Genomic DNA, 26916 nt, shown 5'->3' on the forward strand with positions numbered 1-26916 from the left:
CTGCGTGTCGGCTGACGGTTTGCAACCCGAAAGAAGCGCCAATCCTGCCGCCGCCAGCGAAATAGATGGAAAAAACATCATCTTCATAAGCGCGATGTTAGGTCGAGAGCGGCTGGAGTTCTTTGAGCCAAGTCAAGGAATTGGAAGATTTACCCGCTTCCGTGGCAAAAGACGTGGAACCGGCGCCATCCACCCTGGCGCGCCAACATGTCATGTGTATCGCATTACGATGCATTGACTCATCCTCGGATGCTTGGCTGAACACGCCTACATCTATTTTGTCATTCAATGCTCAAAAATTGGTGAGGCGAAACCCCGAGGCTAAATCGCGATGAGCCTGCCGGCTGCCAGGGGTGTCGCCAGCCAGTTCATCCCGATCAATGGTTTTAATTTCGGTTCGTTTTGACCAACTCTCCAAGGAGACGGACGGTTTCCTGGGTGTCCTGGTTCAAACCGACCTGTTGGTGGACAATCTCGCCTTTTGCGTTCAGAATTGTGATGATGTTCGAGTGGGCGAATTGCCCTGCGGCGCTCTCTTTAAATTTGACGCCGAGTAAAGCGGCCAGCTCCAGCACGTCGTCCGGAGGACCCAGCATCAGTGTCCAGCTTTTGAGTGGCAAATCCCGCGTCCGCCGGTATTCGGCCAGCGCCGCTGGAGTGTCGCGCTCGCAATCAAACGAAACGAGCGTGAAGCCGACGCTGCCCTGCAATTGGGCCGGCAAGGCCGCTTCGATGCGTTTCATGTCATTCACGATAATCGGACAGGCAAACTGGCAATTCGCGAAAAACATCGCCATGACTTGGGGCCGTCCGGCGAGCGCGCTCAACTTGATATGTTTCCCCTGGTCAGTCGTCCATGTAGATTCCGTCTGGAAAACGGATTTGTCAGTAAATGCTGCCGACGCCTCTGCCTTGACGCAGCAAGAAGGCTGCGCGGCGACTGGGGACGATTGTGTCACACAACTCCCCAGCGTGAGGATTGCAAGGCTGACGAATACTGTTTTTGGGTTGGGTTTCATAAATCTTTCGCGCAACGGAAGCCGAGATTGTGGACGCAATAGCCCGCTTTGAGGCTGCTACGGAATGCGTAGCGCATGAAGGCCGGATAATCTTGAACGTCCGCCGCTCCTTGAGCGCCACCACCACAAAACAGTTGGCGATCCAGTCCGGTGTCGCCCTGTGCGCCGCCGGCGAGCAGGGCCGAGTTGAAATCGGCCACCCATTCCCAAACCAGTTCGTGCAAATCGTGAATTCCCCAGAAATTCGTCTGGTCCAAACCCACAGGTGAAAGTTTCGCCGTCGCGGGAGTGCAGTACCATTTCAGCACTTGGCGTTTGAACTCCGGGTCCTGCTCGCCGTTGGCTTGCGTCGAACTGGCCGACGCGGCGTACTCCCATTCGGTGACGGTTGGCAACCGTTTGCCTTTCCATTGCGCGTAAGCTTTGGCGGCAAACCAGGAAACGTCTGTCACCGGGACACTGGCGGGCGCGTTGGAACCGGGGTCGAGATCGCCGGCCCAATTCTTGAGATAGAATTCGTCGGCGAAAATCTTTTTCACCCGCGAGCGTTGCCAGCGATGATTGGCCCGGACGAATGCCAAAAAGTCGCCGTTTGTGACGGGCAGAATATCGAGGTAAAACGATTTAACCCGAACCCCTTTGGGATCTGATTCCGAGCGAAAAAGCGGATGATACATTCCGGTTGGAACCAAAGCCATGCCGGTCGGCGGAGTTTGTCCAAGCATTGGAACAACTGCGCCGAGAAGCGCAAAGAGCGCCACAACCCAAATTCGATTCCAGGCCTTGAAAGCGGTTTTTTTCACTGACTTGTGTGCGTATCTATTCATAAGGGTTGGCCTGGGCCGGAGGAGCTTCGTGCCGGACCTTGGCGACTTCCTGGATGGTCACGGCGGCGTTGGAATTTCCCCAGCTATTGCCCACATAGGTCAACACATTCGCGATTTGTTCGTCCGTAAGGTAAGGCAGCGGTATCATCGTTCCGTTATAAGGTTTGCCATTGACGACAATTGGACCGCTGCGGCCCGAGATTACACCGCGAATGATATTCTCCTTGTCTTTGGTCGCAAGAAAGTCCGAGAGCGCCAGCGGAGGAATCTGCCCTGGAAGCCCCTGGCCGTTGGGCTGGTGGCAGACAAAACAGGTTTGCATAAAGACCCCTTTACCTTTTTGGATTTGAATCTGCTTGTTCAAATCGGCGATCTTTGGATTGCCTTTAATCTGCTGCGCAACTTCCGCTGTCAATGCGAGGACTCTCTTTTCAGCCTCCGAACCAGCTTCGGCCGCCTTGCCGATATAAGTGGCATCCACCTCCTTGCCGGAATAGACGAGCAGATTTTGCGGTCCGTCCACTTTCAACATGCCGAGTGCTCCCTTGTTGAAGGCGCGGAAGATCGCGTGATCAACCAGAACATACGTGCCGGGCGCATGGGCCTTGAAATCCACCACGACAGCCGAACCGGGCGGCACTGGCGTGGTTTGGACGTTATGCAAAACGTTAGTCATCGTGCCGTCCTCGTAGAGGGTGTCGAATTGTCCACCGATGATGTGAAACGAGGAAGTAAGATTCGGCCCGCCGTTGCCAAAGAATAGCCGGGTGGTTTCGCCGACTTTCGCCTTTAAAGCCCGATCGCCGACGAGCGAGTCCACCGCGCCGTTGAACACCACGTACGGCGGCTTCTCGTCCACCGCCTTAACCATGTCGAAGCCCTGCAAGCCTTCCTCGCCAAACTGGCCGGTGGCGTAAAACTCGCCCTGCATGACGTAATACTCATGGTCCACCGGCGGCAAACCTTCCTTCGGCTCAACGAGAATCAAACCATACATGCCATTGCCGATGTGCATGCCCACTGGCGCGGTCGCGCAGTGATAAACAAAAAGGCCGCAATGAAGGGCCTTGAACGAGAACACAGACGAATGCCCCGGCGCGGTGAACGATGAAGCCGCGCCCCCGCCCGGTCCACTGACCGCGTGCAGGTCAATGCTGTGTGGCATTTTATTATCTTGATGATTGTTCAAATGAAACTCCACCTGGTCGCCTTCGCGGATGCGAATGAAACTTCCCGGCACATCGCCGCCAAAGGTCCAGAAGACATACTGGACACCGTCCGCCAGGCGCTTGGTTACCTCCCTGACCTCCAGATTGACGATTACTTTGGTGGGGTGTTTGCGCCTGATGGGCGGCGGAACATTGGGCGCTTGCGCCAAGATCGCGGTTTCAACTCCGGTGACGCCAGGGTCAATCACTTTTGCGCCATTAGGCTGCGCAGCCGTTTCGTCCTGCCCGACTGACACTTGGCCTGCCATCAAACCTGCCACAAGCGCGGCGGCGGCAGACTTCCGCAGGATTGGAACAAATCGAATAATCATCATCCTCACAAGTCAAAGTTTATGGCAGCATTGGCTGGATGTTCGGCGTTGGGCGGATTCAGACTTCTCAGTGGCCCCCCTCCATTTCTTTGATGTAATAGCCACGTTGGTGGATGGCCTGCTCGGCCTCCGCCGAAGCCGATGCGTTCGGATGCCGGGAACCAGGAACCTCGAATATCTGGTTGATGGTCCGTTCTATTTCTGCCGAGGCTGATTCAATATGACAGAACTCGCATTCCCTGTTGGTCAGAGTTTGGCCCTCCTGGCCAACACTCTTCAGGTATTCGCGGCCGAAGGCGAGCACTCGTTCGTGCGATTCGCCTTCGGGCACGATGACGTCAAAGTGCATCGTTTTACCATCCTTCTTCACCACGTAGGTGTCATAAACAGCAACTTTCATAATTTTCACCTTTCTAATTTGGTTCCAACCAGCATGATCGCCGCCATATTTGATCTGTGTTTCACAAAAATCCGGCGCATGGCTAGGACGCGCTGGCGGGCTTCTTTATCCCAGAGCAGATTTTTTACAAAGCGCAAAGCGCCCCAGAATCCTTCATCCTGAATCAGCCGATCCGGTTCCAACAACCGCATCGGGCGCTGGACTTCAGATTGCACTTTGAACCCTTCGGCTTCCAAAACTGCGCGCCACTCCCTCGCAGTCAGCGGCCTGGCTCCAACATGGATCGTCCGGGAAAGGGCGTGTTTGATTTCCCGTTTGATTTTGTCATCCAAATCGTCCGGGGCGAGACACAATTCGTGAAGACCGTAGCGGCCGCCCGGCTGCAACAGCCTCGCCGCCTCCCGCACGATCTGATGTTTCTGCTCGGTTCCTTGCATCGTCAACATCGCCTCCCCGTAAACGACCGTGGCCGACTGGTCTGGTAGCGGCGCCTTTGCGGCATTGCCGACGAGGCATTGCCGGTGATTGCCGGCCAGCAGATGGCGGACGCGGGCAGCGGCTGCCTCGTCGTCCTCGATAGCCGTATACGAGGCAGGATGCAGTTTCAGGGTCATCCGCGCCGTCACGCCCAAACCGGGAGCAAACTCCACCACCGCATCGGATGGCTGGATCGCCAGGGATTCCAGCAACTGCCGCGTCAGGTTCAATCCTCCGGGCCGCAACACTCGTTTGCCCAGCCGGGCGAGCAGCCAATGTCCCGGCATTTTGCTGGCCGACAACTCGGACCCCGGCAAGGTCATTCTATCTGTCATTTGCACATGTCATCTTTCTTTATTCACATCAGGTTTTAAGAGACTGATCGTGTTGCTCGAATCGGAGTTTCAGATACTCGCCAATCAAGATTGCGGCGGGATAAAACACCACCTCGTCCGTCCACGCCCGCAGCATAAGATGTTCGGTGAATGCCACTAGTCTGAGTTTTCCCTCCGCGCCTGCCGCATGCGCCACTTTGCGCGATGCCTCGATGATGGCTATATGCTCCCTCATGATTTCGAACATGCGGGACTTCAAATGCTCGGCCTTCAGGGGAACGCTCCTCATTTCGGCAGTGATCTTGCCTTGCGCCAGCGGAACCAACAGTCCCAAGATTTGGAGCAAGTCTTCCTCTTCCTTCAAAAGGTGCGGCTGCAGAACTTTTAGAAGTTTCCTGGCTGCCTTGGCAGTCTTGCCGCCGGAAAGAATGGCGCGCTCAAGAGCGGCACACAGATCGTTCTGGTCAATCCTCAATGGTTCCGGGATTTTGAACTCCTGCGGTTGATCGCTTTGATTCTCGCGAGTGGTGAGCGCTTTTTCCCGGCGCGCTCTGGCTTGGCCGCAAGAGCATAAGGCGGAGCCGGCCGCCCGGCTCTGGCCTGAATGACGGATGCCGGATGAATTCGAGACTTGATTTTGAATTTTCATAAATCTTGATTTTCTATGCGTTAAAATTGCGGCTCAGGGACGAGTCATAGTCAGGATCATCTTGAAGCGCTGGAGTGCTTTGAGCGCGTGGGGCTGCTGGGCGGGCATCAGGATCAATTCACCGCCCTTGACATGATGCGGCTGGCCGGAAATTGTGATTTCCGCTTCGCCTTCGACTATCTGGACCAGGGCGTTGAACGGGGAAGTGTGCTCGCTCAAACCTTCCCCTTGATCGAAGGCAAACACCATGACCTTGCCGTTGGCGCCTTTTAAAATTTCCCGGCTGACAATCGCCCCGCTCTGGTAATCCGCCAACGCGGCGACATTAACCGCGCGGGCAGGCTCCAACTTGTCTTCCGTTGAATTCTTATTCTGAGACATAATTGTGATCTTTCTTTGTGGCGCTGAATTTGGCTTCCCTGTTTCGTGTTCCAGAGCCAACTCTGGAACACGTCCGATTTTCGTCCTTCCGCAGCATCTGGCGATACAAATGCCACGCCCGCTCGGTGTGCCGAACGACATCAAAGGCTCCGTTGCTCATGAGCCAGAGGATGATGGCCGGTTGGACCAGGCCCAAAAACATTACCGCGGCCGTGTCCGGGGAAATGTTGGCCCGGATTTGGCCTTGCCGCCGACCTTCGGCGATGATGCCGGCGATTTTTTGCAGATACGCCTCAAGGACCTGATGAATCCGCCGTCTCCGGGCGGAGCTACCGGCGAAGATTTGTTCGGAAAATATCACCCGGGGAATGCCTGCATGGTGGCGAACCACTTGGATGTGCCGCATCAAGAGAAGATGAAGGCGCTCCAGCGCATCGGGGGTCGCCCGGCAAACTGTTTCGACATTGGCCAGCAGAATCTTGGAGATCAGGTCGAGCACCGACTCCAGCACTTCGTCTTTGCCGGAGTAATGACGATAAATGGCCGAAGGCACGACGCCGACTTCCCGGGCCAAAGCCGCGATATTGAGATGATTCAGACCGCGCCGGGCGATCAGGACCAGCGCCGCGCGGGCAATCTGTTCCTGACGAATCTCGGTCTTGATATTCCTCGCACGCCGGTTCATCCTATATGGTGAAAGTGAATTCACATTCACATCCTATGGCCGTACCAGACTGTATTCCTTGACTTAAGTCAAGGAATTGCACGATATGTGAGATTACCTCGGGGAAATGGAAGAACGACTATGATTCGAATCAAACGAGTTTATGAACCAGTCGGCAGAACGGGCGAACCTCGGTTTCTAGTCGAACGCCTTTGGCCTCGGGGCATTAAGAAAGCTGCGCTGCACATGACGGGCTGGATCAAGGGTGTTGCGCCCGGCGATGCGTTGCGCCGCTGGTTCAATCATGATCCGGCTAAATGGGAAGAGTTCCAGCGCCGCTACCGGGCCGAGTTGGACGGCAAACCTGAGACCTGGCGGCCATTGCTTCAAGCGGCTGGAAATGGCGATGTGACGCTGCTGTTCAGCGCGCATGACATTGAACACAACAACGCAGTCGTGCTAAAGGTTTATCTTGATGAGCGGCTCAGGGAGAGGAAAAAGAGGGCAGGGCGTGGACGAATGCAACCGGTTTCGCCGCGGTCTTGCGTCTAATTGGGTCGAAATTCTTGATCATTCGCAGGGCGAAATGAAAAATCTTTGACCCAGGTCAAAGCGTCAATTGCCTTTCGCGGTCAAAGTTAAGCGCATGAAGGAACAACCGCTCATTGATTCCGCCAGCGAGAAAATCCTCTCGTTGCGCGCTGAAACCCAATACGCGCCCAACGGCATTGTCGGCCGTACCCTGCTGCGCACCGCCAATTCGCGCACGGTGCTTTTCGGTTTCGCGGGGGGGGGGCAGGAACTGACCGAACATACTTCCACCCAACATGCGGTGATTCAGATTTTATCCGGCTCGTGCGAATTTTTCCTGTCGGGTATGCCGCGAACCCTGAAGACCGGCGATCTGTTGTATATGTCACCCAACCTCACGCACGCGGTGAAAGCCATGGAGCAATTCTGCATGTTGCTAACCTTGTCCAAGCCAGCCCGGATTCCTGATCCGGCGCCGCAAATTCAAACCGCGTTGGCTGCCCAAGTCTGAACTCAAATCATTTTCGCCATGAACAAAAAGACCGTAACCCTGGATGTGCGAGATGACATTCGCTGTGGGCGTGAACCGTTCTCAAAAATCATGAAAGCCGCCGCCGCGATGCAGGCGGATGAAAGTTTGCTGCTGATCGCACCTTTTGAACCGGTGCCGTTGTTTCGGGTTTTGGAAAAGCAGGGCTTCGTCCACGATGGCCAAGCCACCGAGTCTGGCGATTGGGAAATCCGGTTCACGCGCCAGTCAGGCGCAACCCCGACGGAAGCCGCGCTGGCGTCTTCTCCCGTTCGGCAGAGCAACGGAATTGCACCGGCTCCCGCGCAAATCGTGGAGGTGGACGCCCGGGGACTTGAGCCACCGCAACCCATGATCAAAATTCTTGAAGCTCTGGTCGCGCTTCCTGCGGGCGCGGAACTCCGCGCCCGGACGGAGCGCCGCCCCATGCATCTCTATCCACACCTTGAAGAACGTGGTTTCACTGCGGCAACCGAAGAACAATCTGATGGAAGCTTCCTTACCCATATCAGCCGTTAATCCGCCCACGGCGCGTCCGGCTGTTGCTGCGCCGCTCTTGGGGGCAACCGCGCCCTCGGTGACGTTACCGCTGATATTCACCCTGACCGGTTTGCTCGCGCTCTGCGTGGGCATCGTCTGGCTCGTGATCCAACCCAGCATCCTTGCCACCTACCACTACAACCAGAACGTCATCGCCGCGACCCACCTGTTTGTGCTGGGTTGGATTTGCTCCGTCGTCATGGGGGCGATGTATCAACTGGTGCCGGTCGCGCTCGAAACCAAGCTTTACAGCGAAAAACTCGCGCGCTGGCAATTTGCCTTTCATGTGGTGGGATTCGTTGGAATGGTCTGGATGTTTCGGGTTTGGAATATGGAACAAGTTGGGCATTTCGGCACTGTGCTGGCGGTGGGCGTCGGCCTTTTCGTGTATAACATCGCGCGAACCCTTTGGCGTGTGCCGAAGTGGAATGTCACAGCCACGTCTGTGAGCGCGGCGCTTGCTTGGATTTGCCTGACTATAATTCTGGGCCTCTGCATCACGGCGGCGAAATCAAGCACCGAATACGAATTTGGATCCGAACGGTCTCCCACCGGGACAGTGGCCGCGCTCCTTCACGGAGTAAGGTTGGGGACGGCTTTTCTAAGGCCCTCTGGGGGTATCAGCACTATGCACGCTCATGCGCATCTGGGTGGCGTGGGTTTCTTTATGATGCTGATCGTTGGTGTATCCTACAAACTCATCCCGATGTTCACGCTGAGCGAAGTGCAGAACCAGCGCCGTGCGGTGGGCAGTGTCATCCTGCTCAACGTTGGGCTGGCGGGTTCTTTCGTAACGATTCTGCGCCACAGTCCGGTGAAGCCGGTTTTTGCCCTGATGGTGGTTGCGGCGCTGGCGGTTTACGGCTGGGAACTCAAGGCCATTCTGCGCGCCCGCAAACGCCGGGCGCTGGATTGGGGAGTCAAGTGCTTTTTGACAGCCATCGTGCTGCTATTGCCGCTGTCCGTACTGGCGGTTGTGCTGTCCTGGCCCGCTTTGCCGCAGAACACATTTAGCGGACAACTCGAAAACCTCTACGGTTTCCTCGGACTGATCGGAGCGGTCACCTTGGCTATCACCGGCATGCTCTACAAAATCATCCCCTTTCTTGTCTGGTTCGGCCGTTACAGCCGGCAAATCGGCCGCAGTAAAGTTCCCGCGCTGGCGGACCTTTATTCCGCCCGGCTGCAAGCGCTGGGTTACTGGGCCTGGCTGACCGGGCTTGCCGTAACGGGTGCAGCCATCGTCTTGTCCTGCGAAACAGGCATCCGCATCGGTTGCGGTTTCCTGGCCCTGGGAGTGGCGACTCTCGCGCTGAACGTCGGCAAAATGCTCTCCCATTATTTCAAACTAAGTCCATTTCCTGTGCCAATTTCAACCTTGTCCAAAACAGCATGACCAACAATGAAATCACCGAAGAGGCCATCCGTGAAGCCTTGCGTCAGGTTATTGACCCGGAACTGGGCTGCAACATTGTGGACCTGGGTTTGATTTACAAGGTCTCCATCACGGGCCAAAAAGCGACCGTGGTGATGACGCTCACCACGCCCGGCTGCCCAATGCACGAAAGCATCCGTTGGGGCGCGCAGCAGGCGCTGCTCAACCTCGCCGGAGTGGAGTCCGCCGAAGTCGAAGTGGTCTGGGAACCGCCGTGGCACCCCTCCATGATGACCAAATTCGGACGGGATGCCACCGGCGTTGGAAGTTTTTAACATGAACAACACTCAGTCAAATACAAACTAATCACATATATGAACAAAACAGCGCAAAGCGAAAACCTAATAGGGCCGGATCAAGTCATGGACGTGCGACCCATCCCCTGTTCGGTTAAACACGGCCTGATTATTCAAACGTGGCTCAACCTGCCGGTCGGTGGTCATTTCATCCTGCTCAACGACCACGATCCCGTACCGCTCTATTACCAATTCTCCGCCCAATGGCCCGGAGCGTTCACCTGGGAGCACCTGGTCAAAGGACCGGAGGAATTCCGCGTCAAGATCACTAAACTCAAAGCTTCGGAGGAAGCTGTGGCCGAAACGGAATCCGCCTGCGGCTGCCGCCACTAAGTGGTGAAGTCGCAACTTTGCGACCGACGACGAAGAGGGGCGTTTGGAAACAGCCCTGCGCCTCCACAACCACCAGGAAGAAGAAGCGCTTTATCCCGCCATGGATCAAATCCTGAATGACGAACAACGGGCGGCCGTCTTTGTCGCCATGAAAAAGTCAAAGAAAACCGGAAACCATTAAGCCACGGCGCGATCATAGTGCATAGTGGAACGCCGTGTTCATTTTTGATCTGGTTGTGATGGAACGGGGATCAGACTTCCGGGGCTTTTCTAAAACCATCCAGCCAGTGGCGCAGGCTCATGACTGGATGTTCCCATACCATGCGCGGCCCGGCATAACGCATCACCGCCTTTACCTGCTCGCGGCGGTCGCGCTGGTAGCAATGGACAGGACAGTTCGCGCACGTCGGTTTTTCCGCGCCGAACCGGCAGCGTTCCAGCCGCACCGCTGCATAATCCAAAAGCCTTTGACATTCCGGGCATGGCGCCTCCGACATGCCATGATGATCCCGGCAATAGATTTTTATCACCACTTCCATTGTCTTCCATTCCCGGTTCAGCCGCGTGTCCGGGAAAGCAATGGGTTTGGTTTCTCGTGTGACGCTGGCGATAGTGTCCGATGCGCTTTGGTCAACGGTAATTTTCATGCCATCATTATCGCACACCAATCGCAAAAGCCTGTTGACGCAAGTCAAAGTTCTGATCAATTTATCGCCCGCGAAAAAGGCACAATTTATTGATCCAAATCAAATCGGCGTCCGCCAGGATGGACGATAATTGTCCTATTGGAAACACAACAAGTTTATGAACAGCGAAAATCCAAGTCCACCAGCCCCAAGCAAACCAACCACCGTAGTCTATGCCTGTTCCGGCTACTCGGACGCAGGTGAAATCGCCGACCGCATCGCGCGTCATCTCACGCGCGACGGCCCGGCAAAGATGTCCTGCCTCGCCGGCATCGGCGACCATTCCCTGAAATCCATAAGCGGGTGAACGCACTCAAACCGGACGAAGGCTTGATTGTTGTCGCGCCGTTTCTGCCTTGTCGAGCGGCTGGCTGGCGCCGGTTTCGCCAGCAAGGTCCAGCGCGGCAAGGGTAGCGACTGGCTGGTTTACTTTTGGCGCAAGGGTGTTTGAATATGGTCGTGTCTGCACTGACCGAATTCAAAAAAAGCGCGATGATCATTTCATTGCGAGGCTGCCAGCTTTTCACCGGGCTGCCCTCGGCTGATTTGGAAAACATCGCCGAAGTGACCGTCGTAAAAACGCTGGAAAAGGGCGCCTATCTTTTTCACGAAGGGGACCCAGCTCACGGATTTTATGTCGTGCGGCGCGGCGCGGTAAATGTCCATCGGGTCAACGCGGCGGGGAAGGAACAGGTTATCCATGTTTTCCGTGCTGGGGATACGTTTGCCGAAGCGGCGCTGGCCTCGACAACCGGCTATCCCGCTGATGCGCGCGCATTGGAATCAACTCAGGTGTTGTTGGTGCAAAAGGACGGAATCTTGGCGTTGTTGAAACGCCAACCTGAACTTGCCTTGCGAATGCTCGGCTCCATGAGCAGTCATCTGCGGGTGCTGGTCAGCCAACTTGAAGATTTGACTCTCAAAGACGTGGAGACTCGCTTGGCGAACTGGCTTGTCAAACGATGCCCCAATCTCCAAAGCGACCAGCCTGTTCGCATTGAACTCACGATGGCCAAACGCGTGCTGGCGTCGGAATTGGGCACGGTCAGTGAAACCTTGTCCCGAACCCTGGCAAAATTCCGGGAGCAGAAACTTCTGACAGTGAAAGGCAAAACTATTGTGGTTCTGTCCCCAGCGAAGCTGCACGCGCTTCTGCGCCGGAATCTTGGGGAATAGACGATGCGATACCTGCCGACTATTTTTCGGTGCGGCCAAGCCGCCCAAGCAAGTGGCTGATCTCTGGTCCGATTCGTTTCAATTCTTCGCGATGGACAGCGGAAAGTTTGTCCAAGACTTCTTCGCCGCGACTGGTCAATTGAATGAGAACCTGGCGGCGATCCGAGGCAGACGGCAGACGCGCGACCAGTTTCTGCACCATCAACCGATCAACCAACCCAACTGCGCTGTGGTGGCGAAGCTGTAATCGCTCCGCCAATTCTCCCACCGTGATTTTGTCTCTACCTGGAAAACCCTTGATGGCCAGCAACGCCTGATGCTGTTGCGGAGTGATGCCAGCAGCTTGGGCGGCCCTCTCGCTAAAACGGATGAATCGCCGAAGCGCATAACGAAATGTTGCTAGCGTTTCATAATCCGTCTTAAGGAGTTGTCTCAGTCTTGCCATCATTCATGAGCCTAACAGTTGGGTCTCCAAAGCCAACGCCTGTTTGACGATTAGCTTGCCGCGCTATATTCGGCGCCAGGGATACAGAGCACAATAACGCAGTCGCATTGAGGGAATACGTGAGGGATGGGAAACCTCGCGGGCCTCGGATTCAGGCGGCCGCCCAAAAATCGGGGTTTTTGAGCAAGCCCTGGAGATCCTCTTGTAGTTCTCCCTGTTCGGCATGGCACTCGGTAAACAAAGTCCGTCAAAAGCTTTCCGATCTGGGGTTTTTGATGTCTCCGCTCTGGGACCTCCGGATGACCTGATAAGCTTTTTCAATGACGTGCGCCGACAAGCGCGGCATGAAATCAGAAGGACGGCGGCTTCGGAAGCAATATTTTGATTTTCTTTATGGCAAGGGGAGTTCATTCAAGTTCACTGCAAGCCTGCACCCAGGCTTTGCAAGACGTTGGGTTGCGGGATATGATGCGGGGATGGATTTGGACTCATTGGTAGGCGCCGCCGCCAATAATGGGGCGAGCGATTTGCATCTGGAACCCGGATTGCCGGCTGCCATCAGGGTGCGAGGGGCGCTGCGCACGCTTGAAGAACCGCTGGCGGCCAAGGTCCTGGTTGAATGGGCCCGCAACGTGATAGGCGAAGAGCAATGGCCGCGCTTCCTGGAAAGGCGTTCGTTTGATTTGTCGAAAACGCTTCAGGGCGTTCGCTGCCGGATTAATGTGCTGCAGAGCTCGCGCGGGGTTGGATTTGCCATCCGCCTGCTGGCCTCATTCCAGGCGACGCTCGAAAAGCTGAACCTGCATCCGGACCTGAGAAAGCTGGTGGAACACCATAACGGGCTGATCCTGGTCAGTGGCGCCACCGGTTCGGGCAAATCCTCGACATTGGCCGCCCTCATCCAGGAGATTAACCTCACCGATACACGCCACATCGTCACGATTGAAAGCCCCATCGAGTTTACGTTTCGCCCGCGCCGCGCCTATATCCGGCAGCGGGAAGTCGGGCGAGACACGCCCAGTTTCGAGCAAGCGCTGCTGGACGCCTTGCGCGAGGACCCGGACGTGCTGATGGTGGGGGAGATGCGGGACCCGGAGACCATGCGCCTGACCTTGAGCGCCTCGGAGACCGGGCACCTGGTCATGGCAACTGTTCACTCCTCGAATTGCGCCGAGGCCCTGCAACGGGTCATTTCCGCATTTCCAGCCGAAATCCAAAACGGCATCGCCGCCCAACTGGCTGACTGCCTGGTGGCTGTTATTTCACAGCGGCTGCGGTTCCGGCCAGACCTGAATATCCGCGTGCCCGAGTGCGAGATTCTCATGGCAAGCCACGCGGTCAAGAACTTCATCCGGAACGGGGATTTCTTTAAGATAGCTTCCTCGCTGGAAACGGGAGCCGAGCACGGGATGTGGAGTTTTCAACGGTACCGCAAGTGGCTCGAGACTCGAACCAATTGGTCCCTCCCCGGCCAGGCCCAGCAATCCGCCGAGAGCGAACCGCCGGAGACCGCCGCGCCGGGCCCGGTCCTGCCTGCATTCCTGGCCCCGCCAAAGCCAGCGTCGGGCGAAAAGAAAGCCGCGCCTGCTCCGTCGGTCGGCGAGTCCAAATCCTCGCAGCGCATCGAGATTGAACCTGTGGAGAGTGAGTTTGGGAAAATCCTGAAAAGGCCCGGAGAGTAAACATGGTTTTGTTCGGTCAAGTGGTTCGGCTATCCGCTTTCCAGTTCGGCGCGAGGCGCACTGAACTGCGGGCGCGCTCCGCCAGAGACCTGCCAGGTGTCGGGTCGGCGCTCGTGGTTTATGTGGGTGTGGTCTTGCTATTGACGTTCATTTGCGCTGGTTGCGTGTCCAAAGCTACCGCCAAGGCCCAGGCCCGGGCGGCTTTTCTGGCCGGAGAGCAGCAAGCCTTCCGTCAACAACAAGTCGCCGGCACGGGCGTCACCATCCGAGGCGAGGTCACCAACAACATCGTGCCCTGGACAACCGGGCTCACCCTCGCCCAAGCGCTTGTGGCCGCCGGCTATTTTGGCCCTGAACCCAAGGACATCATCATCGTGCGGGCGGGCCGCGCGATTCGGGTTGACCCTCAACAACTGCTCAAGGGCGAAGACGTGCCCATCCAACCGGGCGACCTGGTCCAGATTGAGTCGCCTCCTTCCACCTCGATTCCGCAGCGAGGAGGGACTCAATCTCCATAAGAATCAGGCAACCTGGTGGCGATTAGCAGGAGAATCAAAACGGGGGCTGGCGTCCGGGATCAGGCACGAGCTGATTTGGACCACCTGCGGAGCAGCGCGCAAGCCAGTAACCCGGCAACCGCCACCCCGCCGAGTTTAGCCGCGGTCCGAATATGTGCAGCGCGGAATTCGGCTTGCCGTTCACGCTCGAACCGCTCTTCGGGCCGTTGACCCTGCGGACCTTGGCTTCCCTCGCGTAAAGCCAATTGGAGGACCTGGGCCAGATGCAAAGCCCGCCGGTCAGTGCCTTGCTCGATTTGCGTTTTGCAGCTAAACCCGTCCGCGATGATTAGGTCTTCGGAGACGGCATTGCGCACCTCCGGCAATAAGACCCTCTCGCCGCATTTTATGGAAACCTCGTAGGGATCGCCTTTTTCGAATCCAAACGACCCGGCCATGCCGCAGCAGCCAGAGTCGAGGACTTTGAAATCCAAGCCCATGGCCTTGAGCACCTCCTGCTCGGCTTGGATTCCCATGACGGCTTTGTGGTGGCAATGGCCGTGAACCAAGGCGTGACGGTGCAGTTGAGGAACTGGATAATCCGGGGCATACCGGCGTAGGAACTCCGCAAGGGTGAAGGTCCGTTCGTGGAGCCGTTTGGCGTCTGCATTGTTGGGATAGATGTTCGTCAATTCGTCACGGAACACGGCGCAACAACTCGGTTCGAGGACGACCATGGGTGTGCCGGCTTCGATTTGTGGCCGCAGTTTGCAAAGAATATCGGCCAGCCACGATTTGGCTTGTGTCAACATGCCGTAGTCATAGAGGGGCCGGCCGCAACACATATCCTGCATCGGCACAACCGCGCGGAAACCGGCATTTTCCAAGACTTCGACTGCGGCTTTCGCGACGCTGGTATGGAAGTAATTGTTGAAGGTGTCAGCGAAAAGCAGGACCGGAGGGGCCTGGCGGTTCTGCGGTCGCCGGGCGCGAAACCATTCCTTGAAGCTCTGCGGGGCGAACAGCGGGATGCTGCGCTGTGGGGCCATCCCGGCCCCCCATTTGGCAAAAGCTCGCAATACAGGGGTTTGGGTGAACAAGTTGACCAGAGTTGGCGCGACACCGGCCAGGCGCGACCAGATATGGACAAGACCAAATGCGTAGGCATGGCGTGGCCGCAGACGGCCCTCGTAATAGTGGGAGAGGAATTCTGCCTTGTACGTCGCCATATCCACGTTGACCGGGCAGTCGGATTTGCAGCCTTTGCAGGAGAGGCATAAATCCAGCGAATGCTTCACGGCCTCGCTTTTCCAGCCATCCTTGAGTTCACGCCCGTTCAACATCTCCCATAGCAGCCTGGCCCTGCCCCGGGTGCAGTGTTCTTCTTCCAGAGTGACCTGGTAGCTCGGACACATTGTTTGGCCGCCTTTTTTGCGGCAATCACCCACGCCGACGCAGCGCAAGGCAGCCCGCGCAAAGGTCCAGTGGTCCTCGGGATAGCTGAAATGAGTCTTGGGGTTCGGGGGGGAGTAGTCGGTACCGATGCGCAGGTTGGCATCGACCGGGTAGGCATCGATGAGCTTGCCCGGATTCATCTTCCAGTGCGGGTCCCAGATACGTTTAAATTGCCGGAATGCCCGCATGAGTTCTGGACCAAACATCTTGTGAATGTAAGGCGCGCGGGCCTGGCCATCGCCGTGTTCGCCCGACATGGAGCCACCGTAGCGCACGACGAGATCAGTGGCTTCCTCCATGAAATTTTTCCAGGCCTTGATACCGTCGGCCGTGTAGAGGTCGAAAGGTATTCTGCAGTGGATGCAACCTTGACCCAGGTGGCCATAAAGTGACGCGGTGTACTGATACTTATCCATCAGCTTGCGCAATTCCCGCAGGTAAGGCCCTACCGCTGGCACCGGCACAGCGGAATCTTCGAAACCGGGCCAGTTATCGGGATGGTTGGGAACCCAAGCGGTAGCAGCGAGGCCGCTTTCCCGAATTTTCCAGAGCTTCTCCTCTTCCTCCGGCTCATCGAACAGCCTGGCCGACGGCGGGTTTTTGACATGTTCGAGTTTGGCCATGCAACGACGAGCCTGGGCATCGGTGTCTTGCTTCGAGTCGCCACCAAACAAGACAAAGAGCCAGCCCTTGCCTTCGGGCAGAAACTTGAGATTTGAGGTGTGCGTCTTTTTGAGCTTCATCCATTGAATGAGGGTCTCGTCGATGCCTTCGAGGCCGATGGGTTGCAGTTCGAGGATTTCCATCAGATGATCGGCGGCGGAATAAATGTCCGGGTAACCAAAAACCAGGAGAGTTTTGGCTTGAGGGTCAGGCACCAGGTGCAAGGTCGCTTGGAGGATCGTCACGAGCGTCCCCTCGGAACCCACCAGGGAGCGGGCCACGTTGAAGTGGTGCTCCGGCAGCAACTCGTCGATGTTATAGCCTGAAACGCGCCGAGGCAGTTTCGGAAAATGATGTCGCAGTTGCTCCTGGTACTCGTCCCGCAGGTCCCGGAGTTGTCTGTAAATCTTCCCCTGCGCGCCGCCCCGCCGGATAATGCGCTCCAACTCCTCGGGTGAGGTCTCTCCGACCCTCATGCGGGCACCGTCATAAGTGAGCACATCCAGTTCGTGTGTGTTATCCGACGTGCGCAACCCAAAGCCATGTTTGCCGGCCAGCAATGAATGGGTGCCGCAGGAATTATTGCCCAGCATACCGCCAATGGCGCAATGGGAATGGGTCGCCGGGTCGGGGCCAAAGGTCAGCTTGTGTTGTTTGCTGGCAGCGTGCCGCAGTTCGTCCAGGACGCATCCGGGTTGCACGCGGGCCAGTTTCCTTGTTGGATCGATTTCCAGAATCCGGTTCAGGTGCTTTGTGAAATCCAGGATAACCGCCACATTGCAACATTGGCCAGCCAGGCTGGTGCCCCCGCCCCGGCAGAGCACTGGGGCCTCAAACTGATGGCACGCCGCCACCGTTTCCTGGACATCCTCTTCGTCCCGTGGGATGACCACGCCGATGGGGACCTGGCGATAATTCGAGCCGTCGGTCGCGTAAAGTGCGCGGCTGCCAACATCAAAGCGAACTTCGCCCTTGATTTTGCGTTTGAGCACCGCTTCCAGGCGCGCGGTATTGACATCGGACCTTTGTTCCGGCTTAGCCGTGCTGACGCGGCGTTGGTCCTTGGCAATCGTTTCAGCTAACATAATCAGGTCCTCCCTTGTGGCTGGCGTTGAACTAAAACTTAGCTCTTCCCGTTGGCTTTCTTCAGCGCCAGTCCCAAACCCACTCCGACGACACTGGCGACCAAAACTCCAAGCCACTCCCTATTTTTGGATGCCCAAACTTCAGGGCTAAAGGAACGCGAACAGGAATCGAACGAGCCGTGCGCCCCATGATCGCGGCCATGCTCGCCATCGAGGGGCTCCCAGAGGTTGTCGGGTTGGTTGGGGTCTCGCGGTTCAGGAGTCTGCTGAGCGGCATAGGCCTTGGTGGCCAAGTAGCGATCCAGCAGTCCGGGTATGATCTTGTTGCCTTCAACCGCCTGGAGGGTAGGTAATCCGACCAATAGCTCACGGCGGCGGTGGTGCGCCGCCCAGTAGATAGCCTCGGCGGGAACTTCGGGCTGGTAAATGGGCGGCACAGGTTGCGCCTTGTGCGGCAGGCGGCTTTTGGCCCAGGAGAATTGCGGCGTGTTGACTGCCGGCAAGTCCACAATGGTCACATGCACCTGGCTTTTATCATGCATCAACTCAGAGCGCAGCGAGTCGGTGAAGCCGCGAATGGCGGCCTTGGCGCCACAATAAGCCGCCTGCAAAGGGATGCTGCGGTGGCCCAAAGCGGAACCGACTTGAACAATGGTCCCGCGATTACGCGGCAGCATGCGTTTGAGGGCAGCCATCGTGCCGTACACCGTCCCAAGATAAGTGACCTCGGTCACCCGGTGAAACTCCTCCGACGAAATCTCCTTGAATGGCGCGAAGACCGAGGTCATTGCGTCATTGACCCAGATGTCAATTTGGCCGAAGGCCTCCTCGAGTTGTTGCGCCGCGGCTTCGACCTGCTCGGGATGGGCCACATCGGCTGGCAAGACCAGCGCCTCGCCCCCCAGTTTTTGAACGTCTTCGCGCGCCCCCTCGAGCCCTTTGATCCCGCGCGCCAGCAGACCTATTCGTGCCTTGCGTTTGGCAAAGGCTTGAGCGGTAGCCCGGCCAACCCCAGCCGATGCGCCGGTAATCATGACTACCTCCGGCCTCTTTGAATCATTCATGCTGGACTCCTCTTTCACGACACGTTTCCTTTCTCGAAAGCCATACAAAACACTTTTGGAGCAGAAATTCCGCCTGAGCATTCCGCGGTTCAAGCATCGGCTCTGCTTGGGGTCTTGCGCTATGGGGACATCGCCCAAGATGGGCCGGAGCGGCTGGGAGTCTCCGCAATTCCGAATTGAGTCCAGGATTGGCAGCCGATACATTTCGAGCAATGAGCAGCCCGAAACATCCTTCCAGATTAACTCGCCGCCAGTTTCTCGCCCGGACGGGGGCGGCCATAACACTGCCCAACCTGATTCCGAGCCGTGGCTGGAGCGCGCCGGCGCCCTCTCAGCGCATTGCGCTGGGCGTGGTCGGGTGTGGCAACATGGGCACTTCCAATATGCGGGCGTTCCTGCAACAAAAGGACTGCCAGGTGGTGGCGGCCTGCGATGTCGATAAAGAACATCTGGCGCATGCGGTGGGCATCATCAACCGCCATTACAACAACACCGACTGCAAACCGCACCACGATTTCCGCGAGCTGATGGCCCGCCCCGATATCGACGCGGTCATGCTCGCCGCTCCCGATCACTGGCACGAACTTCTCGCAGTCCAAGCCGTCCGGAGCAAGAAAGACATTTACGGCGAGAAACCGCTGGCCCACACCGTTGCCGAACAGCAGGCCATTGTCCGTGCTGTGAGCGAAAACCAACGCATCTGGCAGACCGGCTCCTGGCAACGCTCAGTGCCCCTGTTTCGGAAGGCAGCCGAAATTGTTCGTAACGGACTCATCGGCGATATCACGCACGTGGATGTGGGGCTGCCGGAGGGCAACCGCAACTCGGGCGGGGTGGCCAAGATCATGACCCCCAGCGAGCCGCCTCCGGAACTGGACTATGACCTCTGGATTGGTCCGTCCAAAATGATGCCTTATATTCAAGGCCGAGTGCACCGGAACTGGCGCTGGAATTACAATACCGGCGGCGGCCAGTTGATGGATTGGATTGGACACCACTGCGACATCGCCCATTGGGGTTGCGATTTCGATAACTCCGGCCCTTACGAATTGGACGGTCGAGGCGAGTTCCCACCCAAGGACGCCGTCTGGAACACCTGCACCAAGTACCGCATCGAGCTTAAATATCCGCGCGACATCACGATGACAATTGCCGGCGGGTACCCTGATGTCCGCAGCGGTGTAAAATGGACGGGCACAAAAGGCTGGGTTTGGGTTGACCGCGGCGCCTTCGAGGGCTCGAACGAGGACTGGCGCGATTACCGCGACCTCCCGGAAGAGCTACGCAAGGTCAACCTGTACGTGTCCAACAATCATTACCGCAATTTCCTCGACTGCGTGAAATCACGCAAACCGACCATCACCCCGGCCGAGACGGCCCACCACTCGGCAATCCCTGGTCACTTGGGCCTTATTTCGATGCTGGTCGAGCGCAAGCTCAAGTGGGATGTCCCATCCGAACGCATCCTGGACGACCCGGAGGCCAGCCATCTGCTCACCCGGCCATTCAGGGCGCCATGGAAGATGGAGTCCTGAGGTCTAGGAACAAACTGATTCTGCACCCGGCGAATGAAGGTTGTGGGTTTTGGCGTTGCGATGCTACTGGTGGCAGCCGCTATCTGGTACACAGTGGCGCATCGCCGCGCGCCGCCCGTTCCCAAGGTGCCTGCCACGATGGAGGAATTCAAACAATGGCCTGGGGCTAGTCTGACAGCCCAAGCGGGCGAGTTTCTGATAGGACTGGCCAGAGCCGGGAAGCTGCCGGGCTTTTCGGCAGGTGAGCACGGCACGATGCACGCTGGCATTGTTGATGCCCACGGAAGCACCGTTTCCGGGGCGGCATCAGAGCCGTATCCGGTCTCGCGGTCGGTCCACTTTCAGAAGGAGGGAGACACATCTGATTACTTTTATGTTGTGGTGCGTGAATCCCAAAGCGCCCCGTGGAAGCTCCAGAAGGCCTGGCGGACGGATGGCGAAGGGCGAGTAATCCAGAATTATGCTGTCCCTTGAACAGCGCGCAGAAGCGGACAACAACACTCTTGGAAAACACGGTCTCCTATTCAGAAATCGCATACGGAGGGCCGAAAAGCTCGATGATCACCACCATAGCTACTGGGGCCTGCGCGTTGCAGAGCGGTTCGAGCAGAAGTTCGGCAACGGGGCCAGGGTGTGGGAAAACGCAGAATGGATACCGCAGGTGGACGACTTTAAGAATTGGATTCTTAACGCCGAAGCCGGGGTTTCAGCGCCAATAGCCAAGTCGCTGGATGTGCGCCTGACCATTCAGGACACTTACAATAACGAGCCTGCTGCTGGCCGCCTGAAAAACGATCTCAGGTTGCTGTAAACCTCAACAAATTGCGCTGCGGTCCGGTCCCAGGAAAAATCTGCGGTCATGGCATTCTGGCGAAAATGTCGCAGGAGTTCCTTTTCGGCATAAAGGGCCATGGCCTTGCGAAGTCCCTTGGCCAGCGCGGAACCGGAGTACTCGTAGAACTTAATGCCGTCGGCTTTTGCAGGGTCTTCCTTGATATCCACCACCGTATCATCCAATCCGCCGGTGGCGCGCACGATAGGAATGGTTCCATACCGCAGACTGTACATCTGGTTGAGACCGCATGGCTCGAACCGGGAGGGCATCAGGAAAAAATCGCATCCAGCCTCAACGCGGTGGGACAGGCCCTCGTCGAATCCAATGCGCACGGAGGCGCGGCCCGGGAAGCGGCGGGCCAGGTCCTGGTAAGCCCTTTGAAAGACGGCAGAGCCGGTGCCCAGGAGCGCGAATTGGATATTGGCGCTGAGCATTTCATCGAGGGCATCCAGCATGATATCGACCCCTTTCTGCTCGACCAACCGGCCGATATTGCCAAATAACGGAATCGAAGGGTCCACTGGCAAATCGAATTCCTTTTGCAGCTCGGCTTTATCGGCTTCCTTTCCGGCAAGGTCCGCCTTCGTGTAAGGATAAGGCAAATAAGGGTTCTTTTCCGTATTCCATTCGTCGTAATCGACCCCATTGATTATGCCGAGCAGCCGGTCCTGGCGGCTTCGCAACAGACCATCCAGGCCGCACCCGAACTCCTGGGTTGTAATCTCGCGCGCATAACGAGGGCTGACGGTCGTAATGAAATCGGCGTAAGCGATGCCGGCCTTGAGACAGTTGGTCTGCCCATAAAACTCGACCCCAGCCGGCACAAAATAGTCCCAAGGCAGATTCGTAAGCTGGTATTGGGAAGCTGGAAACAGGCCCTGATAGAACAGGTTGTGAACGGTCATGCAGACCCGGGGCGCATCAGTCCAGCCCGGCAGGCGCCGTTGATGGTGCAGCAGCAGCGCCGCCATGCCGGTTTGCCAATCGTTCAGATGCACCCACTCCGGTTTCCAAGGCAGATGCAAGCCGAGGTGCGCGACGGCTTTCGAGAAGAAGATGAATCGCTCAGCGTTGTCTGAGTAATCCACATCGTCTTTCTGGTACAACGTCGAGCGTTGGTAAAAGCCTGGTTCATCGATGAAATAGACCGTCAGCCCCGGGGCAGTTTCCAATTTCCAGACCTCGCCCCGGACCCGGCGCAAGCCCAAAGGGAAATCGAGCGATAGATCGATTGGCTGAAGTCCAGGAAAACGCTCACGAACGCCCAGGTACAGGGGAGTCACCATTCCAACCTGATGTCCGGCCCGGGCCAAGGTTTTGCCGAGCGCGCCCACCATATCCGCAAGACCGCCGGTCTTGGAGTAAGGATGGATTTCGCTGCTGGCCAGAAGAATCCTCATAGGGCGGTAACAACAATCGGTGCTTATTCAGGGGGGATTCTGTTGGTTTTGAGATAATCCTGCAGCGGGGGCGGTACGGCGAGGCTCCCATCGGGTTGTTGGCAGGTTTCTATGAGCGCAACGAACAGGCGCGCCAGAGCCGTGCCGCTGCCGTTCAGAAGGTGCGGGAACTGGTTCTCGCCTGTCTCTGTCTTGAAACGCAGGTTCATCCGGCGCGCCTGGAAATCCTCGCAATTGGAAACGCTCGAAACTTCGAGATAGCTGGCCTGACCCGGCGCCCAAACTTCGATGTCATAAGTCTTGGCGCTGGCAAAACTCATATCGCCAGTGCACAGCAGCACCACCCGGTAATGCAACCCAAGCAACTGCAGCACCCGCTCGGCGTCCGCCAGCATTTTCTCTTGTTCGATGTACCCCTGCTCGGGTTTGACGATCTTGATCAACTCGACTTTATCAAATTGATGGACCCGGATCAGGCCCCGGGTGCCCACGCCGGCCGCGCCGGCCTCCCCTCGAAAACAGGGCGTGTAGGCGCAGTAATAGACCGGCAGTTGGCCCTGCGGCAGGATTTCCTCCCGATGAATATTGGCGACTGGCGTCTCGGCAGTCGGGATCAGGTAGAGCTTTCCGAGTGTTGCCGCATCGAGGCCCTCCTGCACCCCGTAGTATTGATCGGCGAATTTCGGGAACTGGCCGACCCCCTCGAGACATTGCGGTCCAACCATGAATGGCGGCGAGACTTCCGTGTAGCCGTTCTGCAGGGTGTGCAGGTCCAGCAGAAACTGTATCAAGGCCCGCTCCAGCCTAGCCCCCCAATGCGTGTAGAGCACAAATCCGCTCCCGGACAGCTTCGCCGCGCGAGTGAAATCGACCAATTTAAGCTGCTCGCAAAGCTCGACGTGCGATTTCGGTTTGAAAGTGAAGACCGGTTTTTCCCCATGAAGCCGGACGACCGAATTCTCTTCAGCAGTCTTTCCGACGGGCACCGATTCGTGCGGGACATTGGGCACACGCAACATCAATCCTCTCAAGCTGGTTTCCAACTCTCCAGCCTGGCTATCCAATTGCGCGATGCGCTCGCCGGTTTCCCGCATTTCTTTCTTTTTGGATTCAGCCTCCGCCAGCTGCTTTTGGCTCATCAACGCGCCGATCTCCTTGGAGACCCGATTGCGCTGCGCCTTGAGCGTTTCGACTTCGTTAAGGACTTTGCGCCGCCGTTGATCTGCATCGAGGACCTTATCGACCCAAGCCTCATCCCCTGCCCCGCGTGTGGCCAGGCGTTGACGCACAAAATCTGGCCGCTCCCTAATGAGTTTGATATCGAGCATCGGCGCATTATAGGTGCGAGCAATCTTTGTTCAAGGTTTAGCCCGAAAAAACCCGGAGCTGGTTGCCCCTAAGAGCCTGTTTTAAAAATTGAATTGCCGCCATTCGTCCTCGTCCTCGTTCTTTAAAGACTGGAAAATCGAGGACGAAGGACGAGGACGAGAACGAGGAGGAACGGGAGCCGTCCATTTTCCAAACAGGCTCTAACTAAGCAACGCGAATCTCATCGCCCACACGAATCCACCCTGAGCGGCGAACTTCGGCCAGCACCCCCTGCCGGTTATTCTTCATCCGCTCGCGCAAGCCCTGGCAGATGGCGTCCATCTTGGCGCACGGCTCGCGCGGCCCATACACATACAAAAGCGACTCTCCGATCTCGATTTGCCGGCCAATCAAAGAGACCAGGTCCAGCCCGGTCGTCTCGACATTCGAGCGCACCGCTCCCGGCGGGATGCAGCCGAGTCCCAGGCTGTGGGCGTGGGCCGCTATTTGCTCCCGTTCGATTAAGGTGACCTGGCGCCGGCTGGGCTGGCTCGTTTCGCGACTAACCCGGCCAAAGTAACGCGGTTCGCCAGCAATGCCTTTGGCCTCGATAAGTTGGATTTCCTGGACGCTTTTCAAACACTCGCCAGGTTCACTGGGGTGCAGGTGCAGGGAAGCCACGCGGCCAGATACAGCAGCGGCATTGTTCATTGACGCTCGAAATTATGGGCCGGAGAAACAGCCGGGGCAATAAACAATTTGAATGAGGCGAATCAGGCTTCCAAGCCGCCAAACCCAAGGATCTACAGTGCGACCGGAACAGGCGCGCGCACCCGCCGGCTGGGACAACCTTCGCCAACCGTGTCGATTGGGGATGGCCTCATTAATTTTCTTCTCGAATTTAGCCGGGCTATGTGGCGTCATTAGTCTTATGAAGACATCGCTCACGAAATCCGGAATCTCTCGCCGCCAATTCCTTGCCGCCACCGGGCTGGCCGCTGTTGCCGCGCCCACGCTCATTCCAGCCAGCGCCTTGGGCCTCCAAGGCAACACCCCTCCCTCCGAACGGGTCACCCTGGGAGTGGTGGGCTGGGGGATGCAGGGGCCCGGCAATACCGCTGAGTTCCTGCGAATTCAGGAATGCCAGGTCGTGGCCTCATGCGATTTGGATAAGGACCACCTTCAATCGGCCGTCGATACGGTTAACGGCCATTACAAGAACCAGGACTGCAAGAGTTATCATGATTATCGCGAGCTGATGGCCCGCAAGGACATCGATGCGGTCATGCTGGCGGTGCCCGATACCTGGCACGCCCTGGTCGCAATCGAGGCAGCCCGCAACAAGAAGGATATTTACGGCGAGAAACCTCTGGCTCGCACCATCGCCGAGCAGCAGGCCATTGTGAAGGCCGTTGAGCAAAACAACCGGATTTGGCAGATGGGCTCCTGGCAACGTTCCCAAGCCCCTTTCCGCAAGGCGGCTGAAATCGTCCGCAACGGTTTGATCGGCAAGGTCACGCGCGTCGAGGTGGGCCTGCCCCGCGGGCATTTTGATTTTGCCGGCACCTCCAAAGAGCTGCTGGCCAAGCTCGCCACGCTGCCCGACAAACCAAACGACCTGAGCAAGGTTGTTCCGGGAACGCCCGCCTGGGACATGGCCGTCAGCCAGCCTCCGCCGGAATTGGATTATGACATGTGGATTGGCCCTTCGCAAATGGAACCCTATATCAAAGCGCGCGTCCATAGGAACTGGCGCTGGAACTATAATATCGGCGGCGGCCAATTGATGGATTGGATCGGCCACCATTGCGACATTGCCCATTGGGGCCTGAACATGGACCAAACGGGGGGCCCGCTCGAAGTCGAAGGCACCGGCGAATTCCCCCCCAAGGATGCACTCTGGAATACCTGTTCGAAGTATCGGATTAACTGCAAATACCCGGAGGACATCGCGATGGTTATCGCCGGGGGCTACAGTGATATACGCAGCGGCGCCAAGTGGATCGGTACCGAAGGCTGGGTTTGGGTGGACCGCGGCGGCTTCGACGCCTCCAACGTGGATTGGTTCCGCGAAATCCCTCCGGACCGTTACAAGGTCAAGCTCTATCGCAGCGATAATCACCAGAAGAACTTTATCGATTGTGTCAAAAGCCGGAGGCCTACCATCACCCCCGCCGAAACGGGCCATCACTCGACCATACCCGGGCATCTGGGGCTCATTGCCATGCTGGTGGGACGCAAGATCAAATGGGACTCAACCAGCGAGACCATTGTCGATGATGAAGAGGCATCCAGACTGCTCTCCCGCCCCTACCGGGCGCCCTGGAGTTTGCAAAACGCGAGCTGAGGATGCCCTCGTCCTCGTTCTCGTCAGATCGTAGCAGCCGGCACCACGTCGGCTGCTACGAACCAGGACGAGGAGGAAGGCGGTTCTCTTGCGGCTGTTTCCGGTTCCCGGGTATTTTTTAGCCGCGAAAGACCGCAAAGATCGCAGAGAAACTGAACGAGCTCGCGAGTGAGGTTATCGGCGAACTCCTGGCCCCTTCACCGCGTTCAAGTTGCTCAAAGCCCTCGCGGGTTGACATTTAAAGAGCGGCGAGTCTTCGAGCTGTTTCCTGGATTGATTTCCAGGCTGCGCTGACATGCCGCGCTTCGGTATGGGTCTGTCCCACGCAAAACCTGAGTGTATAACGTCCATTCAGGATCGAATGGGTCAGGTACAGCTTGCCACTCCTATTCAGGCTTTCCAACAGGCGCCGGTTAAATTGGTCTCCAGCCCGATGGTCAAAGCACACCAGGTTCAACGGCGCTGGGGCCGGCAATTCAAAATCGGCCGAGGCCCGCACCCAACGCGCGAACTCCTGGGCCAGGGCGATATGGCGGCGGATGTGATACTGCAGCCCGGCCACTCCATAATGCCGGATAACAAACCAGAGCTTGAGCGCGCGAAAGCGCCGGCCCAGCGGCACCTGCCAATCCCGGTAGTCTATCCCTGATCCGCACGTAATTTTCTGAAAAGACGAAAAAACTGCTTCTAGGCGCATTTTTTCTGTTGACATGATATAGATAGTATGTCTGTATCACACGCATGTCTGCGCGCATACCCACTCAACATAAGTCCCCCTTCGA

The 26916-nt window shown here is 57.2% G+C and carries 30 protein-coding genes; 14 read left to right on the forward strand and 16 right to left on the reverse strand.

The window, feature by feature from the left end; all coding sequences use genetic code 11:
* Positions 1–386 precede the first annotated feature (386 nt).
* The 8 genes from VG146_03870 to VG146_03905 form a co-directional block, all read right to left on the reverse strand.
* Complete coding sequence (locus VG146_03870) at positions 387–1019, reverse strand: SCO family protein (GenBank protein HEV2391482.1); 633 nt, start codon at positions 1017–1019, stop codon at positions 387–389.
* Positions 1016–1744, reverse strand: a complete 729-nt coding sequence (locus tag VG146_03875) for a formylglycine-generating enzyme family protein (protein ID HEV2391483.1) — start codon at positions 1742–1744, stop codon at positions 1016–1018. Before VG146_03875 ends, VG146_03870 begins: the two co-directional genes overlap by 4 nt.
* Before the next feature lie 94 nt (positions 1745–1838).
* A complete protein-coding gene (nirK, locus tag VG146_03880) occupies positions 1839–3389 on the reverse strand; it encodes a copper-containing nitrite reductase (GenBank protein HEV2391484.1) in 1551 nt (516 codons plus the stop codon).
* 64 nt (positions 3390–3453) lie between these two features.
* Complete coding sequence (locus tag VG146_03885; protein HEV2391485.1) at positions 3454–3786, reverse strand: DUF2024 family protein; 333 nt, start codon at positions 3784–3786, stop codon at positions 3454–3456.
* A 5-nt stretch (positions 3787–3791) separates the two neighbouring features.
* Positions 3792–4598, reverse strand: a complete 807-nt coding sequence (locus tag VG146_03890) for a methyltransferase domain-containing protein (GenBank protein ID HEV2391486.1) — start codon at positions 4596–4598, stop codon at positions 3792–3794.
* A 28-nt stretch (positions 4599–4626) separates the two neighbouring features.
* Entirely contained in the window at positions 4627–5247 is a 621-nt protein-coding gene (locus VG146_03895) for a hypothetical protein (GenBank protein HEV2391487.1), read from the reverse strand.
* A 33-nt stretch (positions 5248–5280) separates the two neighbouring features.
* Positions 5281–5628 (reverse strand): cupin domain-containing protein, encoded by a 348-nt coding sequence (locus VG146_03900; GenBank protein HEV2391488.1) that lies wholly within the window; start codon positions 5626–5628, stop codon positions 5281–5283.
* Complete coding sequence (locus VG146_03905; protein ID HEV2391489.1) at positions 5615–6313, reverse strand: TetR/AcrR family transcriptional regulator; 699 nt, start codon at positions 6311–6313, stop codon at positions 5615–5617. Before VG146_03905 ends, VG146_03900 begins: the two co-directional genes overlap by 14 nt.
* Positions 6314–6433: 120 nt before the next feature.
* On the opposite strand from VG146_03905, the gene VG146_03910 reads away from it, so the two are divergent.
* The 6 genes from VG146_03910 (at position 6434) to VG146_03935 (ending at position 9956) form a co-directional block, all read left to right on the forward strand.
* Positions 6434–6844: a DUF488 family protein gene (locus VG146_03910; GenBank protein ID HEV2391490.1), complete on the forward strand. Its 411-nt coding sequence runs from the start codon at positions 6434–6436 to the stop codon at positions 6842–6844.
* A 94-nt stretch (positions 6845–6938) separates the two neighbouring features.
* Entirely contained in the window at positions 6939–7334 is a 396-nt protein-coding gene (locus VG146_03915; GenBank protein ID HEV2391491.1) for a cupin domain-containing protein, read from the forward strand.
* 18 nt (positions 7335–7352) lie between these two features.
* Positions 7353–7871 (forward strand): DUF2249 domain-containing protein, encoded by a 519-nt coding sequence (locus VG146_03920; protein HEV2391492.1) that lies wholly within the window; start codon positions 7353–7355, stop codon positions 7869–7871.
* Positions 7840–9288, forward strand: a complete 1449-nt coding sequence (locus tag VG146_03925; protein HEV2391493.1) for a cbb3-type cytochrome c oxidase subunit I — start codon at positions 7840–7842, stop codon at positions 9286–9288. Before VG146_03920 ends, VG146_03925 begins: the two co-directional genes overlap by 32 nt.
* On the forward strand, positions 9285–9602 hold the full coding sequence (locus tag VG146_03930; protein ID HEV2391494.1) for a metal-sulfur cluster assembly factor: 318 nt from the start codon (positions 9285–9287) through the stop codon (positions 9600–9602). The genes VG146_03925 and VG146_03930 overlap by 4 nt, the downstream gene beginning before the upstream one ends.
* A gap of 39 nt (positions 9603–9641) precedes the next feature.
* Positions 9642–9956, forward strand: a complete 315-nt coding sequence (locus VG146_03935) for a DUF2249 domain-containing protein (GenBank protein HEV2391495.1) — start codon at positions 9642–9644, stop codon at positions 9954–9956.
* Positions 9957–10207: 251 nt separating this feature from the next.
* On the opposite strand, the gene VG146_03940 is transcribed toward VG146_03935, so the two are convergent.
* Positions 10208–10603 (reverse strand): nitrous oxide-stimulated promoter family protein, encoded by a 396-nt coding sequence (locus tag VG146_03940; protein ID HEV2391496.1) that lies wholly within the window; start codon positions 10601–10603, stop codon positions 10208–10210.
* A gap of 157 nt (positions 10604–10760) precedes the next feature.
* On the opposite strand from VG146_03940, the gene VG146_03945 reads away from it, so the two are divergent.
* Both VG146_03945 and VG146_03950 read left to right on the forward strand, forming a co-directional pair.
* Positions 10761–10949, forward strand: a complete 189-nt coding sequence (locus VG146_03945; protein ID HEV2391497.1) for a putative zinc-binding protein — start codon at positions 10761–10763, stop codon at positions 10947–10949.
* Between the two features lie 146 nt (positions 10950–11095).
* The gene (locus tag VG146_03950) at positions 11096–11818 is read left to right on the forward strand and encodes a Crp/Fnr family transcriptional regulator (GenBank protein HEV2391498.1); all 723 of its coding nucleotides are present in this window, start codon (positions 11096–11098) and stop codon (positions 11816–11818) included.
* 19 nt (positions 11819–11837) lie between these two features.
* Here the strand turns inward: VG146_03950 and VG146_03955 are convergent, their stop codons facing one another.
* On the reverse strand, positions 11838–12266 hold the full coding sequence (locus VG146_03955; protein ID HEV2391499.1) for a MarR family transcriptional regulator: 429 nt from the start codon (positions 12264–12266) through the stop codon (positions 11838–11840).
* A gap of 341 nt (positions 12267–12607) precedes the next feature.
* On the opposite strand from VG146_03955, the gene VG146_03960 reads away from it, so the two are divergent.
* A complete protein-coding gene (locus VG146_03960; GenBank protein ID HEV2391500.1) occupies positions 12608–13945 on the forward strand; it encodes a PilT/PilU family type 4a pilus ATPase in 1338 nt (445 codons plus the stop codon).
* A gap of 2 nt (positions 13946–13947) precedes the next feature.
* The gene (locus VG146_03965) at positions 13948–14463 is read left to right on the forward strand and encodes a hypothetical protein (GenBank protein HEV2391501.1); all 516 of its coding nucleotides are present in this window, start codon (positions 13948–13950) and stop codon (positions 14461–14463) included.
* A gap of 59 nt (positions 14464–14522) precedes the next feature.
* On the opposite strand, the gene VG146_03970 is transcribed toward VG146_03965, so the two are convergent.
* Positions 14523–17645, reverse strand: a complete 3123-nt coding sequence (locus VG146_03970) for an FAD-binding and (Fe-S)-binding domain-containing protein (protein ID HEV2391502.1) — start codon at positions 17643–17645, stop codon at positions 14523–14525.
* Between the two features lie 38 nt (positions 17646–17683).
* Positions 17684–18709 (reverse strand): SDR family oxidoreductase, encoded by a 1026-nt coding sequence (locus tag VG146_03975; protein HEV2391503.1) that lies wholly within the window; start codon positions 18707–18709, stop codon positions 17684–17686.
* A gap of 212 nt (positions 18710–18921) precedes the next feature.
* Here VG146_03975 and VG146_03980 point away from each other — a divergent pair, with 212 nt between their 5' ends.
* From VG146_03980 to VG146_03990, 3 genes are read left to right on the forward strand one after another with little or no spacing between them, the layout of a single operon-like run.
* Positions 18922–20244 (forward strand): Gfo/Idh/MocA family oxidoreductase, encoded by a 1323-nt coding sequence (locus VG146_03980; protein HEV2391504.1) that lies wholly within the window; start codon positions 18922–18924, stop codon positions 20242–20244.
* Between the two features lie 33 nt (positions 20245–20277).
* Positions 20278–20718: a hypothetical protein gene (locus VG146_03985; GenBank protein HEV2391505.1), complete on the forward strand. Its 441-nt coding sequence runs from the start codon at positions 20278–20280 to the stop codon at positions 20716–20718.
* Positions 20705–21055, forward strand: a complete 351-nt coding sequence (locus tag VG146_03990) for a DUF481 domain-containing protein (protein HEV2391506.1) — start codon at positions 20705–20707, stop codon at positions 21053–21055. Before VG146_03985 ends, VG146_03990 begins: the two co-directional genes overlap by 14 nt.
* Here the strand turns inward: VG146_03990 and glgA are convergent.
* The 3 genes from glgA to VG146_04005 form a co-directional block, all read right to left on the reverse strand.
* Positions 21001–22479 (reverse strand): glycogen synthase GlgA, encoded by a 1479-nt coding sequence (glgA, locus tag VG146_03995; protein ID HEV2391507.1) that lies wholly within the window; start codon positions 22477–22479, stop codon positions 21001–21003. The two genes, VG146_03990 and glgA, sit on opposite strands and share 55 nt — an antisense overlap.
* A 23-nt stretch (positions 22480–22502) precedes the next feature.
* Positions 22503–23807 carry a serine--tRNA ligase gene (gene serS / locus VG146_04000; GenBank protein ID HEV2391508.1) on the reverse strand — a complete coding sequence of 435 codons (1305 nt, stop codon included), beginning with the start codon at positions 23805–23807 and terminating at the stop codon, positions 22503–22505.
* A 205-nt stretch (positions 23808–24012) separates the two neighbouring features.
* A complete protein-coding gene (locus VG146_04005; protein HEV2391509.1) occupies positions 24013–24498 on the reverse strand; it encodes an MOSC domain-containing protein in 486 nt (161 codons plus the stop codon).
* Between the two features lie 220 nt (positions 24499–24718).
* On the opposite strand from VG146_04005, the gene VG146_04010 reads away from it, so the two are divergent.
* Positions 24719–26134, forward strand: coding sequence for a Gfo/Idh/MocA family oxidoreductase (locus VG146_04010; protein ID HEV2391510.1), 1416 nt, complete (start codon positions 24719–24721; stop codon positions 26132–26134).
* A gap of 238 nt (positions 26135–26372) precedes the next feature.
* Here VG146_04010 and VG146_04015 read toward each other — a convergent pair whose 3' ends face one another.
* Positions 26373–26831 (reverse strand): pyridoxal-dependent decarboxylase, encoded by a 459-nt coding sequence (locus VG146_04015; protein ID HEV2391511.1) that lies wholly within the window; start codon positions 26829–26831, stop codon positions 26373–26375.
* Positions 26832–26916 lie beyond the last annotated feature (85 nt).

The organism is Verrucomicrobiia bacterium (genome assembly GCA_035946615.1).
Taxonomy (GTDB): Bacteria; Verrucomicrobiota; Verrucomicrobiia; order Limisphaerales; family UBA8199; genus DASYZB01.

Coding starts and splice junctions, on each gene's coding strand:
- VG146_03870 (HEV2391482.1), bottom strand. CDS start 1,019: ATGAAACCCAACCCAAAAACAGTATTCGTCAGCCTTGCAATCCTCACG.
- VG146_03960 (HEV2391500.1), top strand. CDS start 12,608: ATGAAATCAGAAGGACGGCGGCTTCGGAAGCAATATTTTGATTTTCTT.
- VG146_03945 (HEV2391497.1), top strand. CDS start 10,761: ATGAACAGCGAAAATCCAAGTCCACCAGCCCCAAGCAAACCAACCACC.
- VG146_03980 (HEV2391504.1), top strand. CDS start 18,922: ATGAGCAGCCCGAAACATCCTTCCAGATTAACTCGCCGCCAGTTTCTC.
- VG146_03950 (HEV2391498.1), top strand. CDS start 11,096: ATGGTCGTGTCTGCACTGACCGAATTCAAAAAAAGCGCGATGATCATT.
- VG146_03930 (HEV2391494.1), top strand. CDS start 9,285: ATGACCAACAATGAAATCACCGAAGAGGCCATCCGTGAAGCCTTGCGT.
- serS (HEV2391508.1), bottom strand. CDS start 23,807: ATGCTCGATATCAAACTCATTAGGGAGCGGCCAGATTTTGTGCGTCAA.
- VG146_03985 (HEV2391505.1), top strand. CDS start 20,278: ATGAAGGTTGTGGGTTTTGGCGTTGCGATGCTACTGGTGGCAGCCGCT.
- VG146_04005 (HEV2391509.1), bottom strand. CDS start 24,498: ATGAACAATGCCGCTGCTGTATCTGGCCGCGTGGCTTCCCTGCACCTG.
- nirK (HEV2391484.1), bottom strand. CDS start 3,389: ATGATGATTATTCGATTTGTTCCAATCCTGCGGAAGTCTGCCGCCGCC.
- VG146_03895 (HEV2391487.1), bottom strand. CDS start 5,247: ATGAAAATTCAAAATCAAGTCTCGAATTCATCCGGCATCCGTCATTCA.
- VG146_03975 (HEV2391503.1), bottom strand. CDS start 18,709: ATGAATGATTCAAAGAGGCCGGAGGTAGTCATGATTACCGGCGCATCG.
- VG146_03900 (HEV2391488.1), bottom strand. CDS start 5,628: ATGTCTCAGAATAAGAATTCAACGGAAGACAAGTTGGAGCCTGCCCGC.
- VG146_04010 (HEV2391510.1), top strand. CDS start 24,719: ATGAAGACATCGCTCACGAAATCCGGAATCTCTCGCCGCCAATTCCTT.
- VG146_03915 (HEV2391491.1), top strand. CDS start 6,939: ATGAAGGAACAACCGCTCATTGATTCCGCCAGCGAGAAAATCCTCTCG.
- VG146_03925 (HEV2391493.1), top strand. CDS start 7,840: ATGGAAGCTTCCTTACCCATATCAGCCGTTAATCCGCCCACGGCGCGT.
- VG146_03875 (HEV2391483.1), bottom strand. CDS start 1,744: ATGCTTGGACAAACTCCGCCGACCGGCATGGCTTTGGTTCCAACCGGA.
- VG146_03905 (HEV2391489.1), bottom strand. CDS start 6,313: ATGAACCGGCGTGCGAGGAATATCAAGACCGAGATTCGTCAGGAACAG.
- VG146_03940 (HEV2391496.1), bottom strand. CDS start 10,603: ATGAAAATTACCGTTGACCAAAGCGCATCGGACACTATCGCCAGCGTC.
- VG146_03955 (HEV2391499.1), bottom strand. CDS start 12,266: ATGATGGCAAGACTGAGACAACTCCTTAAGACGGATTATGAAACGCTA.
- VG146_03920 (HEV2391492.1), top strand. CDS start 7,353: ATGAACAAAAAGACCGTAACCCTGGATGTGCGAGATGACATTCGCTGT.
- VG146_03935 (HEV2391495.1), top strand. CDS start 9,642: ATGAACAAAACAGCGCAAAGCGAAAACCTAATAGGGCCGGATCAAGTC.
- VG146_03885 (HEV2391485.1), bottom strand. CDS start 3,786: ATGAAAGTTGCTGTTTATGACACCTACGTGGTGAAGAAGGATGGTAAA.
- VG146_03990 (HEV2391506.1), top strand. CDS start 20,705: ATGCTGTCCCTTGAACAGCGCGCAGAAGCGGACAACAACACTCTTGGA.
- VG146_03970 (HEV2391502.1), bottom strand. CDS start 17,645: ATGTTAGCTGAAACGATTGCCAAGGACCAACGCCGCGTCAGCACGGCT.
- VG146_03890 (HEV2391486.1), bottom strand. CDS start 4,598: ATGACAGATAGAATGACCTTGCCGGGGTCCGAGTTGTCGGCCAGCAAA.
- VG146_03910 (HEV2391490.1), top strand. CDS start 6,434: ATGATTCGAATCAAACGAGTTTATGAACCAGTCGGCAGAACGGGCGAA.
- VG146_03965 (HEV2391501.1), top strand. CDS start 13,948: ATGGTTTTGTTCGGTCAAGTGGTTCGGCTATCCGCTTTCCAGTTCGGC.
- glgA (HEV2391507.1), bottom strand. CDS start 22,479: ATGAGGATTCTTCTGGCCAGCAGCGAAATCCATCCTTACTCCAAGACC.
- VG146_04015 (HEV2391511.1), bottom strand. CDS start 26,831: ATGCGCCTAGAAGCAGTTTTTTCGTCTTTTCAGAAAATTACGTGCGGA.